At 40.9% G+C, this 13,022-nt stretch carries 12 protein-coding genes; 5 read left to right on the top strand and 7 right to left on the bottom strand.

Annotated elements, in window-relative coordinates; translation table 11 throughout:
* Positions 1-156: 156 nt before the first annotated feature.
* The 3 genes from ACZ9EE_RS18085 to ACZ9EE_RS18075 form a co-directional block, all read right to left on the bottom strand.
* Positions 157-1,431 carry an Ig-like domain-containing protein gene (locus ACZ9EE_RS18085; protein WP_476029180.1) on the bottom strand — a complete coding sequence of 425 codons (1,275 nt, stop codon included), beginning with the start codon at positions 1,429-1,431 and terminating at the stop codon, positions 157-159.
* On the bottom strand, positions 1,409-2,071 hold the full coding sequence (locus tag ACZ9EE_RS18080) for a transglycosylase SLT domain-containing protein (protein WP_476029178.1): 663 nt from the start codon (positions 2,069-2,071) through the stop codon (positions 1,409-1,411). The genes ACZ9EE_RS18085 and ACZ9EE_RS18080 overlap by 23 nt, the downstream gene beginning before the upstream one ends.
* A gap of 136 nt (positions 2,072-2,207) precedes the next feature.
* The gene (locus tag ACZ9EE_RS18075; RefSeq protein WP_476029176.1) at positions 2,208-3,083 is read right to left on the bottom strand and encodes an SH3 domain-containing protein; all 876 of its coding nucleotides are present in this window, start codon (positions 3,081-3,083) and stop codon (positions 2,208-2,210) included.
* Positions 3,084-3,374: 291 nt separating this feature from the next.
* On the opposite strand from ACZ9EE_RS18075, the gene ACZ9EE_RS18070 reads away from it, so the two are divergent.
* The 4 genes from ACZ9EE_RS18070 to tatA all read left to right on the top strand — a co-directional run bounded on the left by ACZ9EE_RS18070 (position 3,375) and on the right by tatA (position 8,041).
* Complete coding sequence (locus ACZ9EE_RS18070; protein WP_476029174.1) at positions 3,375-4,556, top strand: N-acetylmuramoyl-L-alanine amidase; 1,182 nt, start codon at positions 3,375-3,377, stop codon at positions 4,554-4,556.
* 607 nt (positions 4,557-5,163) lie between these two features.
* Complete coding sequence (locus tag ACZ9EE_RS18065; RefSeq protein ID WP_476029172.1) at positions 5,164-5,931, top strand: gluconate 2-dehydrogenase subunit 3 family protein; 768 nt, start codon at positions 5,164-5,166, stop codon at positions 5,929-5,931.
* 25 nt (positions 5,932-5,956) lie between these two features.
* Complete coding sequence (locus ACZ9EE_RS18060) at positions 5,957-7,666, top strand: GMC family oxidoreductase (protein ID WP_476029170.1); 1,710 nt, start codon at positions 5,957-5,959, stop codon at positions 7,664-7,666.
* 162 nt (positions 7,667-7,828) lie between these two features.
* Positions 7,829-8,041 (top strand): twin-arginine translocase TatA/TatE family subunit, encoded by a 213-nt coding sequence (gene tatA, locus ACZ9EE_RS18055; protein WP_476033001.1) that lies wholly within the window; start codon positions 7,829-7,831, stop codon positions 8,039-8,041.
* 81 nt (positions 8,042-8,122) lie between these two features.
* Here tatA and ACZ9EE_RS18050 read toward each other — a convergent pair whose 3' ends face one another.
* The 4 genes from ACZ9EE_RS18050 to ACZ9EE_RS18035 form a co-directional block, all read right to left on the bottom strand.
* Complete coding sequence (locus ACZ9EE_RS18050; protein ID WP_476029168.1) at positions 8,123-9,340, bottom strand: DUF3298 and DUF4163 domain-containing protein; 1,218 nt, start codon at positions 9,338-9,340, stop codon at positions 8,123-8,125.
* A 257-nt stretch (positions 9,341-9,597) separates the two neighbouring features.
* A complete protein-coding gene (locus ACZ9EE_RS18045; RefSeq protein ID WP_476029166.1) occupies positions 9,598-10,344 on the bottom strand; it encodes an SDR family oxidoreductase in 747 nt (248 codons plus the stop codon).
* 82 nt (positions 10,345-10,426) lie between these two features.
* Positions 10,427-11,260 carry an aldo/keto reductase gene (locus ACZ9EE_RS18040; protein ID WP_476029164.1) on the bottom strand — a complete coding sequence of 278 codons (834 nt, stop codon included), beginning with the start codon at positions 11,258-11,260 and terminating at the stop codon, positions 10,427-10,429.
* 57 nt (positions 11,261-11,317) lie between these two features.
* A complete protein-coding gene (locus ACZ9EE_RS18035) occupies positions 11,318-12,244 on the bottom strand; it encodes an aldo/keto reductase (protein ID WP_476029162.1) in 927 nt (308 codons plus the stop codon).
* Between the two features lie 164 nt (positions 12,245-12,408).
* Between ACZ9EE_RS18035 and ACZ9EE_RS18030 the strand changes: the two genes are divergently transcribed.
* Positions 12,409-12,735, top strand: coding sequence for a winged helix-turn-helix transcriptional regulator (locus ACZ9EE_RS18030; protein ID WP_476029160.1), 327 nt, complete (start codon positions 12,409-12,411; stop codon positions 12,733-12,735).
* The last annotated feature ends 287 nt before the right edge of the window (positions 12,736-13,022 follow it).

The following is a 13,022-nucleotide window of genomic DNA, read 5'->3' as shown; positions in this document are numbered from 1 at the left end:
ATTGTGATCTAGTGTCCAATCGATACAAAATCTGCCCAACCTATGAAGGACGTAATCAATGAAGAGATCAGCAATCCATAAAAAGAAGCATGAGAACCGTCCCCATGCTTCTTTCAATCCTTAAATAGAAGCACGAGAACCGTCCCTATGCTTCCTTTATTGTGATACTGTAGCTGTCCTTACTGCGCTAGTTTGCGCTTTTGCGTCTTTTGCGGATACATATAGTTTTGTTCCTGCTGGCTGTTTTGGGATGTATACTTTGTAGTTCCCATAAAGATTGGCTTGTGCTGTGTATGTTTTTGATCCGATTTTGATGATTACTGTTGCATATTTCTCTGTGTTTCCTGTCACTGACGTGGAATAGGAACGAACCGTGTTCACTGTAGGCATGTTCGGTGCTACGCGAATGACTGTGATGCCTCTTGCTGCACTTACACGGCCTGCACTATCTTTTGCTGTGATGGATAGCTTGGTTCCTGTATTTTGCGGCGTAATGGCTACATTGTAGTTTCCATACACATTGGCCTTTGCGGTATAAGTTTTACCTGGAACGACCACGGTCACGATGGCATTTGCTTCGGTTTTCCCTGTTACGTTCAAGGCCTTATTATTAACAGTGTTCACAACTGGTAGATTCGGAGCCACTTTTACTACTGTAATGGTCCTTGCCGCACTTATATTACCCGCGCTGTCTTTTGATGTTACCGAAATACTTATTCCTGCGTTTTGGATTGGAATAGCTATTTTGTAATTTCCATATTGGTCCGTTTTGATACTATATACTTTTCCTGCAATCGTGGCTGTCAGAGTAGCATTTACTTCTGTTTTCCCGGTTATATCAGCAGACTTATTCGTAACAGCATTCACTACCGGGCTTGATGGCGCCGTTTTATCTGTTACGGCTACCGTTGTGGAGAAGCTTTCGGCATTCTGCTTATCCTCGTAGGATACCGTTAATGTTGTCCCCGCTTTTTGAGGAGCAATCCCTGCTTTGAAAGATCCGTTTGCATTAGCCACTGCAGTGGCAACTTGGTTTGTTCCATTCTTTACTTGTACCTGGCCATACGCAGGTGCTTTCCCAGATACGAATAGATCATTATCATCTACCGGGCTGACTTCTAACTTTTTTGTAAGATAAGCAGAGGAAATATAACCTGCTAGTTTTTGATCTTCCGTTTTAACTGGGTACCATACAAATTGGTTTACACTGGAAGCGTTTTGATCAAATACAAAATTCCCTGAAATAATCAGCGTCGTATTTAGTGGTAACTCCTTCAATAAGGAAGTAGTGCTACTAGTAGGCACTGACCTTAACTTTGCCTTATCCTCGGTTACAACTACTTTATCCCCCGTATGAAAAAGAGCTGTAGAAGCATGGATCTGGTCGGTTAGTTTATATACCAGCTTGTTAAATACAATTATTTTCGTCACTGTTAGGATCATATTTAAAGTCAGCTGTACTAAACGGGTACTGCGCTAATTTCGTATCACCCAGAAAGCTTTCTTGTTGAAGAAAGGCAAAGACTTTTTCTTGGTAAGCTGCCGTATTTTTAGTCCCATCCGCCTGTTTCAGTGGACTGTTCACAGGTTTTATCCCGTTGTAGGCCATGACTGGGAAGTACCAATTCTCAATGACCTCAGGTCCTGCCCCTTGTATCTTAGGCAGATTGGTCCGCTGGTACATGCTTTTTAGGATGTCAACACCTGCCTGAATATTGTAGTAAATATCATTTTTCAACTTCGATTGATCATAGTTTGGTTGATTGGTAATTTGCATGAGACCAATACCGCCATCAGATGAAATAACAGGTTGTCCATTGTCTTGAAATTGTCTCCAACCGCCATTTTCTTTTGTAGCCACAGCCTTAACTACTTCAGGCGGAATATTTGCTTCTAAAGCCGCATTCGTCAATAAGCAGTTCATTTGCTGAAAGGTTGGATTTTGATTCGGACTCACTTTTGCACATTTGGACGGCCATAAAGCTTCCGCAGAAGCTTCTTTATAAGACCACGACAACCCCAGGAGTATTAAACAACTTAAAACCCCCGCTCTCCATAAAATTGATTTCATTCATTCCTTCTCCCATCCAGTTCAATTACAATATAATCCATTTTATCTTATAGATTAATAATTTGCTAGAAGAAGGGAAGCATGGGGACGGTTCTTTTGCTTCCAAAAAAAGAAGCATGAGAACCGTCCCCATGCTTCAGTACTTGTTTAGCTCCTGAATCGGAGTTTGGATGATGACTGGACTCTTATTTGGGTCCAACCATTTTAGGATGTTTACAACATTGGTTTGGGATGTGGCGGTACAACCCAGTGTATAGCTGCTGCCAATGTGGAAGAAGATCGCACTTCCTTTATACGGAGTTCGTTGGGCATTGTAGTTGATAACGAAGCCGTAGGTATAGGCTGCAATATTCATGTTTTCCGCACTCTTCCATTGACCTTGTGTTTTACTTCTTGATTGCCAAGTGTTATAGAGTTTTGAAGTGGGATCATCTACCCAAACATCATCGCTTGTAATTTTTCTGTAAGGCAGTTTGGTGCCTGGATTAGCATAACGTCCAAATGTAGTTCCAATTGAATATTTCCCAATCGGAGACCGTTTACCGCCTTCACGCATATTGGTGTAAGTGGCAAATCCGTATTTACCAATATAGCCTGTTGTGGTTAATACAGGTACCAATTTACCAAGGGAATTTCTCTCAAAGGTCCGAATTTCAGCACTTGAGGAATTGTAACCATTAGCTGTTACAAGTATTAACTGTTTGTTGCCTCCTACTGTCTTTAAACCTTCCGCCAAATTCTTAGTGGTTAAGTATTGATTGGATGCCCATCCCGTTTTACCACTAACAGTTACTTTATCCCAAGAATCTTGAGTCTGTGAAACAGTTACAGCTTGGTTTTGCTTAACCGTTGTGACAATTGAGTAAGTTGTTCCCGGACCCGTTCTGACATTCAAGGTGGTCGCTGTTACATATTTTGTTACGCTTGTCGCAGCTTGAACCGGTTTAACTACTAGTAACCCTGCAAATAAGATAAACATGGCAACAAAGATTGCCAATCCCTTTTTAAACATCTACTTACCTTCCCCATTCTAGTTATATTATTTTCCATTTTAATTATATAACGATTATATGACTCTATTTCAATAGGGATTATGACCCCTACCATTAGCCAGCTTGATGCTATCAGTATTCCCGATTTTATTCCAACAAATTAACATTTTAAGAAATTGAATTCTTAATAAAGAAAAAAGAAGCATAAGAACCGTCCCCATGCTCCCAAATTTATTTTGAAAATTGATTATTTTTTGTTCAAAATCTGTCCATGCTAGTTTTAGAGTTTAAAAAACAGGGAGGTTGCTAACATGCTACTATTTAAAATACGGAACGACGGCCTATTTAAAATTCTGACGATTCTTAGCGCTATTACAGTCCCCTTATGGAATCATCAGCAGCCAGCGAATGCAGATAAGCCTTCTTCTCAGGTCACGGTCACTGTACCTACGCTTAATGTCCGGGAATCCGCCGATCTATCCAGTAAGGTAATTAGCCGGGTCCATCGAGGAGATACACTTGAAATCATTCAAAATCGGAATGATTGGGATCAAATTAAACTAGAAAACAACCAACTTGGCTGGGTATACGACGACTATATAACTCAGACAGAAAAGATTGCTGGAACGATAGATACCTTTTCTTTAAACGTCCGGGAACGACCAAGTGTTTCCGGTAGAGTCGTAGGGTATTTAAAATCGGGAGCAAAAATAACCATCCACATGGAACAAGCTGGATGGGCCAAAATTGTCTCTTCTTCTGGTGTGAGCGGATGGGTGAACGAAAAATACATCCATAAAGATACACCCAGCAGCCATCCAACACAACAGGCGGCCCCAGCAGCAAAGAAGAAGTCTGGTAGTTCAACAGGCATGAAAGTAGCCAAAGCTTCAGATGCTCCCATGACTAACTCATCCACCAAAACGGAGCTTAAGCCAAATAGTCAAGAACCGTTGAAAGGAAAAACGATTGTACTGGATCCAGGGCACGGAGGGAAGGATCCGGGAACAAAAAGTATTGCCGGCACACCGGAAAAGTCACTGAACTTACCAACAGTGGAAGCCGTGAAACAAAAGCTTGAAAATGCAGGGGCCCAAGTCATTTTGACGCGAACCAACGATACGTATATCCCCTTAGAACAACGTGCCTATGTCTCTAACCAAAACCAAGCGGCTGCGTTTATCAGTTTTCATTACAACTGGTCCAATGAGCCATCGGTCAATGGCATAACTGATTTTTACTATCAAAAATCCAGTAACGCATTAGCAACCGCTATCTTAAATCAAGTGGCCAAAGAAACAAAATTAACGAACCTTGGCACAAGATTCAACAACTTAGATGTTCTGCGAAACAACAAACAACCAGCCACTCTAATCGAACTCGGCTTCCTGTCCAGCCAACAAGATGACTCCATCGTTGAAAGCCCACTATTCCGTAATAACGTAGCCCAAGGAATCTACCTTGGATTACTAGATTACTTTCAATCAAAGTAAAAAGGAAGCACGGGGACGGTTCTCGTGCTTCTTTTATTATTAATAAAACTGACACTCTATCAATCAATCTTCCATCATACGACACGATTTCGACCAAATTCCCTATAGGTTATACTATTCAAACGTTTGTTTAAAAATATCAAACCTATTTGTTCAGCATGAATTTATCCTTCAAACTTAAAAAAAGAATGTCGAATAAATTTTCGAACATTCTTAGATAAAATGACAATTTCCCGGAAAATTCTATAGAAATCGTTTAATCTTCCATCATTCTTCCCTTTTCCTCCTGATTCGCTATTAAACAATCGTTTGATTAATAGCCAGTTAAACACGTGTCAATTCTGCAGACCCTTCTCCAATTGTTTGAAAGAAATGTCGAAAACCACATACAAAAATGGCTTAGAGAACTCTAAGCCTGTTTATATGAAGAAGATCTATTTTATCAATTTCCCAACTATGTTCGAACCAACAACCCAAACTTTTTACTGCTGCAGCATCATTAGAATTCCATTAGAAATAAATATTTTTCTAGAAAATAGGTTTAGTAAATCGATAGTGTGGAAGCTACAAAAAGGAGAGCAAAATTCAGTTACCGAGGAGGACGCAAATGTCACAAAAGACAAAAACTTCATTGTCTCGACGGAAATTCATTCAAAATTCCAGTTATGTAGCAGGCGGGCTAATCGGAGGAGGTCTCCTAGGGGGCCTGGGAGGAATCGTTGGCAGAGACATCTTTGGCAAAAAGACGGCCACCACAACCACCGCCCAACCCAAAAACGTTGCAGACGAATCCTACAACCACGCTTTTATGTATTTCACAAATCCAGCCCAATTCGAGGTTCTCAAAAGTGCCATCGACCGAATCTATCCTGAAGATGAAAACGGACCTGGTGCAACCGGGCTTGGCGTTCATTTCTTCATTGACCATCAACTCGCAGGGGCCTACGGCCATAATGCAAGGGAATATATGCAAGGTCCTTTTGCACCGGGCTCCAACTTCCAAGGCTATCAGTCGCCACTTAAACGTCATGAGGTATTTGACGTAGGCCTCGCAGGATTACAATCCTACAGCCAAAGTCAATACAAAAAGGACTTCCCAGACATCACAGACGACCAAAAGGACACTGTCCTGAAGGCGTTCTCCGAAGATAAGGTCAAACTAAAAGGGGTAACATCGAAAACATTTTTCAATATTCTCCGGGCACTTACCCTAGAAGGGGTCTATTCGGATCCTTTATATGGTGGAAACCGCAACATGGAGGGCTGGAAAATGAAAAAGTTCCCTGGCAGCCAAATGGCCTATATTCAACAAATCGAATCAAAGAAATTCCAAACCATCAAACCACAAAGTTTACACAATCATTTTAACTCATGATGAAATGGATGACGGAGGATTAAAAATGGCGAAACAATTACCAAAAACAGATGTAGTTATTGTGGGTGTCGGCTGGGCAGGCGGAATCCTCGCGGCCGAGCTTGGAAAACAAGGATTAAAAGTAATCGGCTTAGAACGTGGGAGAGAACGAAGCATCAAAGACTATACCATGATTCACGATGAACTCAGATATGGAATCCGCTACGAATTAATGCAGGATTTATCAAAAGAAACCGTCACATTCCGCAACACTCTAAAAGAACAGGCACTGCCCATGAGGCAGCTGGGATCCTTCCTGCTCGGTGAAGGCCTTGGGGGTGCAGGAGTTCACTGGAATGGACATACCTTCCGCTTCCTGCCTTATGATTTTGAAATTAAAACACAAACGGTCAACAAATACGGCGCAGCTAAAGTAAAAGATTTACAGATTCAAGATTGGGGAATTACCTATGATGAACTGGAACCCTATTATGACAAATATGAAAAAACGGCTGGCATTGGCGGGGAAGAAAATCCACTGGCAGGCAAACGCTCCAATCCTTACCCAAATCCGCCGATGAAGGACACACCTTTAACGGATCGTTTTAAAAAAGCCGCAAAAAATCTGAAGCTTCATCCCTACCAGATGCCATCAGCAAATATGACAAAGGCTTATGAAAACCCGTATGGAGCCAAAATGTCTCCATGCCAATACTGCGGTTTTTGTGAGCGGTTTGGCTGTGAGTATGGAGCAAAAGCGGATCCAACGGTTGCGGTGATTCCTTTTGCAAAAAATACAGGAAACTTTGAATACAAGACTTACTCCAACGTTACCCAAATTCTTCATGATGGTAAAAAAGCAACAGGTGTCCGCTACATAGATGTACAAACGAATGAGGAGTTCGAGCAGCCTGCAGAAATAGTAGTATTGACCAGTTATGTCATGAACAATGCCCGTCTTCTATTAACCTCTAAATTAGGAAGACCATACGATCCTAATACCGGTCAGGGTGTGATTGGCAAAAACTATTGTTATCAAATCAACCCGGGAACACAAGGCTTCTTTGAGGATGAGGAGTTTAATACCTTCATGGGCGCGGGTGCACTAGGGGCAACTCTTGATGATTTTAATGGCGATAACTTTGACCATTCCAACCTTCAATTTATTCATGGTGGATCGATCACCTTGAACCAATCGGGCTATCGGGCCATTCAACACAATCCGGTTCCAAGTGACGTGCCAAGCTGGGGAAAAGAATTTAAACAAGCCTCGCTTAAATATTTTACTCGTTCCATCAATATTGGCGCACAAGGAGCATCAATGCCTGCCAGAATGAATTATCTAGATTTAGATCCCACCTATAAGGATGCCTATGGGCAGCCGCTATTACGTTTAACTTATGATTTTACGCAACAGGATAAAAATCTGTACGATTTTATCGGAAAACAAACGGACAAGATAATGAAGGAAATGGGTGCTTCAAAAATCAACGATCGCAAGACGCTAGAACATTATGATATTGTCCCATACCAGACGACGCATAATACAGGCGGTGTCATCATGGGAGCCGACCCAGGAACGTCAGCGGTGAATACTTATTTGCAAATGTGGGATGCGGAGAACGTGTTTGTTGTAGGCGCATCGGCCTTTCCACACAATAGTGGATACAATCCAACCGATACCGTTGGCGCCCTTGCCTATCGGGCTTCAGAGGGGATTATCAAATACAGCAAGCAAGGCGGAATGTTAGTTTAATGAAGTAAAGCGGAGGCGCCCGGGACAGCGTTACGCAAGTTGGCTTGCGCTTTCCGCAAGTTAGCTTGCGCTTTCCGCAAGTTAGCTTGCGCTTTCCGCAAGTTGGCTTGCGCTATCCGCAAATATAATTTCTAACACTATTAATAAAGGAGCGGATTAATGATGGGATTCTCAGGAATTGGTGTACCAGGATTAATTATTATTCTCGTTATTACACTGATTATATTTGGACCAAAAAAGCTGCCGGAGATTGGTTCAGCGTTCGGAAAAACATTATCAGAGTTTAAAAAATCAGCCAAAGATATTATGGACGATCACGATAATGACACCGTCTCAAGCGCCGATAACGACAAGCAAAGTCTACTAAAAGAGTGAGAAGGAAGCTAAATGGAAACAAGGGGACGGTTCTTATGCTTCCGAAGCATAAGAACCGTCCCTGTGCGTCTACCCATGCGTCTAAAAATCAACTTGAAATGTTTTCATCATTTCAGGAACAACATTCTTTATGAAATCATTGGCTTGCAAATTATTCTGCGGGATTTGTGCAACGGAATATGAATAAATTAGATTATTTTCCTCAGCAAGTTTAACTTCCGCTTCAGCTTTTAATGCGGCCCACTTTTGTTTTTCATACATATGAAAACTGAACAATAAAGGTTTATCAGCAGAATTGAGAAATACATTGATTTCAGATAACCAATTATGATTCCCCGAGTAATCGGCTCTTTCAAATACCAAACGATCCATCCACTCTTTTGGCACCGAAAAATGATAGCCTTCAGAAACATGAATCAAGGTGGAATTAGTCGGTTTTGAGATATTAATCCCATGGCTGTTGAAAAATGAAGCGTTTAATACACTTTGAATATCGGAAAAAGAAAGATGATATAGAAGCGTCCCTTCAGCAAAAGAGGCATATTCATAAGGGGGAAAATACATCATTAAGCCCTCCTTCGTTAAATAAACCTGTTGTAAATCATCAGAACTGATTTGCTTAAACTCCTCCATTGCTTCAAGCGTATGCAAAACATCTTGTTTTAGGACGAGTTCGCTAATGATCTGCTGCGTTTGCGGCGATCCATTAAACAATTCGTTAGGCTGAACAATCTTACCATTATCCAAGTCTACCAAGATCGGAACAGTCAACGGCATGCCATGTGCCGCCCCGCTATGATAATCATATTGATCATACACAAAACTGATCAGGTGGTCATTCTGAAAGGTAATTTTGTATTTCGAATAAAATGATGACGGCGCACTTGGATCTTCATTCGTCATTTGGCTCTCGTCAGCAGCGTTTGCTTTTTTCTTCAAAACATCATTAATTTGAGCTTGTGCGTTTTTATCTTTCATGCCATCAATTTGTGGATAGATAATATTGATAATGGGATTGTCTTTCACAATGGACTCATCGTGGATTTTAATCGTTTGCTGGGCGGTTTCCGGTTGATTATCTGGTTTTACTTGTTCATCGGTAGCTTTGCCAGGTTCAACGGCAGGCTTTTCCGTTTCATCACTTGGCTTATCCTGTTGTCCTCCGGTTGTTTCCGGTTTACTGTCGTCAGTTACGATTGGTTGTTTTGAAACAGGCTTTTTTTCCTGCATACCGCTACATCCTGCAGCAATAAAAATAACAAGTGCAAGTGCAATCGCCATTGTCCACTTCAGTTTCATCCACTCACTCCCTTTATTATCCATCACATATAATTATAGTAAGGTTCCAGATTTCTAGAATTAGGGAATTATTATATTTTGTTTGCTGAATAATGGACGACTGGCATCCAACTATGAACCATCAAGGTAGTCAATAACCATATAAAAAAATTCCTCCCAGTAATGCATACTAGAAGGAATCATTGTTTATTTGTTAATTAAACTATCCACTGCCTAAAAGGAAGCATGAGAACCGTCCCCATGCTTCTTTATCGAACTTATTTCTTTAACCGCAGTTTATAGAAGTCGGAATCACTTGCGTTTGCAGCAACTGATTTTAATTGCTCGAAATCATCATAAACGGATACGACGCGGCCGACATACTCATCTAGTTCCCCTGCCGCCATAAAATAGGCAAACTGTGGTGCTTGATGCGGCGGTACATCTATGTTTTGCTCGAATAGTGACTCGATTCCAGTTAAATACGTTTGTCCTACCCCTGTATATCGCTGGTAACGTGTCATATCGGTATCGTTTAAACCTGGGTCTAATGCAAACACTTTGACCGGAGTTTCCGCTAATTCTTCCACTAGGTTTTCTGTAAATCTGGCAATAGCTGTTTTAGAGGTTCCATAACCATTACCATATTTAAAGGTACCAATCGTTCCGCCGCCAACTAGATTAATAATCCTTCCAAATCCTTGGTTTAACATGACCGGAACCACCGCTTGGATACAGTGAAAAGTTCCAAAAAGGTTCGTAGAGACATCATTAATCCAATCTTCTGGTTTCACTTCCCAAGTAGGACCAATGGCCATGAATGCACCAGCATTATTAATCCACACATCAATACGCCCATATTTCCCCACAACCTGTTCTACTACTTGTTGAACATCCGCTGGTTTTGTGACATCCATAGAGAGCATCGAATGATCTGGGGAAACTTTCTCAAGTTCTGCTTGAACTTCTGTTAATTTATCGGAATCTCTGCCCGTTCCAACCACAGTGAAATCCTTTTTCCGCAAAAAATAAAGCAGTGTTACGGCCGATTCCTCTTGTTGCACCTGTTATGACAACTACTCGCTTTTCCAATTAGAGTCCCTCCTATTAATCTCTGCCAACCACTTCAGGATCACCGAACTGACGCTTATTCTGATTAAGCGTGCTGATTTGATCCAGATCTTCTTGTGTAAGTTCAAAATCAAAGATATCCGCATTCTCAGCAATACGATGCGGTTTGATGGATTTAGGAATCGTCACCACACCTGTTTGGATATCCCAGCGCAGGATCACTTGGGCAGTAGACTTATTGTACTTGTTCGCAATCTCCACTAAGACTGGGTCGTTCAACAGACTGCCTTGCATAAGGGGAGACCATGCTTCAAGCTGGATTTCATTCTTTTTACAAAAATCATGTAATTCCGTTTGATTAAAGACCGGATGGTATTCTACTTGGTTGACCATCGGTTTAATTTCACAGTTGGCAAGAAGGTCTTCGAGATGGTTAACATTAAAATTACTGACCCCAATGGCACGAACGCGCCCATCCTTATAAAGTTTCTCAAGTGCCTTCCATGTCTCAAGATATAATCCTTTAGAAGGTACTGGCCAGTGAATTAAATAAAGGTCTAAATAGTCTAGTCCTAATTTGTTCAAACTTGTTTCAAAAGCTGCCAAGGCAGACTCATAGCCCTGGTCGCCGTTCCAGACCTTAGTTGTCACAAATAACTCTTCACGAGGCACGTTCGATTCAGCGATCGCCTTCCCTACTCCCTCTTCATTTCCATAAATAGCAGCCGTATCAATCGCTCTATACCCGACCTCAATGGCAGTCTTTACGGAATTAACTACTTCCTCACCTTCTTGCACTTTAAAAACACCAAACCCAAGCCAAGGCATTTTTACACCATTATTTAATGTAGTAGTACTTAGTAAATTCATAACTCTCTCCTCCTTAACATTTTAAAAAAAATGATTATTATAACTCTACATAACTATTTAAACTTCCACAGCTTGTGGATGCTGATTGGATACCAATTCTAAGTCTGCGGCCCGTGCATTTAATTCAACCTGCTCTACATTTTTACATCCAGGGATGACACTCGTAACAGCTGGATGCATGAGGCACCATGCAAGTGCCCATTGAGCCATATTGACTCCTTCTGGGACTTCATTCCGCCCAATTTCTTCAACCAGTTTAAGCTGTTTGAACACTTCACTTTGTTCATGGTTATTCCGAACATCGTTTTGATCAAATACTGCACCTGGCTTATATTTGCCGCTTAAATAACCGCTTGCTAACGGAACCCGTGCCAGGACCCCAAGGTTTTGCCGTTCACAGGAAGGAAAAACTTGTTCCTCCGGTTTACGGTTTAACCGGTTATACACAACCTGAATTACACTGGCATTTACTTCCGTTGCTAAGTCAGTTTGGTAGATATTCTCATTCGAACCGATTGAAATTCCTAGGTGACGGATTTTTCCTGCCTCGATCTGCTTGTCCAAAGCCGTCCACAATTCTTCATTTTGAAAGACGTCATTACCGCCGGAATGAAATTGATAGATGTCTACATAGTCTGTTTGAAGAGCTCTTAATGAATCGTCTAACTGCTTCACTACTTCCTCAGCAGACCAATGATTGGTACGGGTAAAGGATTCATGGAAATGGTGGCCGAACTTTGTTGCGACGATCCAATCCTCCCTTTTTTGGTTTTTTAAGTAATTGCCGATAAATTTTTCAGAAAGGTGATCACCGTAACATTCGGCTGTATCAATCAAATTAATTCCCATTTCCTTGGCCTTATCTAAGATTTCATCCACTTCTTTTTGTGTAAAATCCTTTCCCCATTCGCCGCCATATTGCCAGGTACCGATTCCTACAACCGAAACGTTTAAATCTGTTTTTCCAAGCTTACGGTATTTCATTTGTTTCATCTCCCTCTCTATCAATATGTATAAAAAAACCGTTTACAAAAAAAGTATACGTTTTCTTATTTGGAACAACAACCACTGAAATATTTTTGATATAATAACCTATATGTTAATTACTATGAAATTTATAGTTACTATAAATTAGAAAGAGGTAGTCTATGAGTGAAGTAAAGGAAACGGCAACCTTAGAGATAGAATGTTCCATTGAAAAAGCACTTAGTGTCATTGGGGGAAAGTGGTCTTTCCTCGTATTAAAAGAGTTATTCGAAGGAAAAAAACGGTTTGGAGAACTACAAAAGGCTATTTCAAAGATAAGTCCAAAGGCCTTAACCGATACGCTAAGACATTTAGAATCCAACGGTGTTTTAATTCGGACTGTTCACGCCACAGTACCAGTAACAGTTGAATATACACTTACTGAAAAAGGACAATCCTTACATACCATCATAAAAGAAATGAAATACTGGGGGTCTTACTGGGCGTAAGCATGGGGACGGTTCTCATGCTTCCATTCTTTATAATAATAGACTCGATTTAAAGCTTTAAACTTGAATAGGCAGACCTGGTCTCCCAGAAGTGTCTGCCTCTCAATGATAAATAGGACTAACTCATATATTGAGTCTCCCTTAAAATGATAATTTCAATGTCGGAACAATAAAAATGTAAGGTTGTTCATCTTCGTGAAACGATATGCCCCGACGTACCTTAAAATCCCCTTCCTTTTTATTAACATAAATATCCATTGTCCATTTTATAGATCTCGTCTTAATTA

The organism is Bacillus sp. URHA0034 (genome assembly GCF_056280405.1).
The sequence above is the reverse complement of the archived record's forward strand: the minus strand, read 5'-3'. Positions and strand labels throughout refer to the sequence as shown.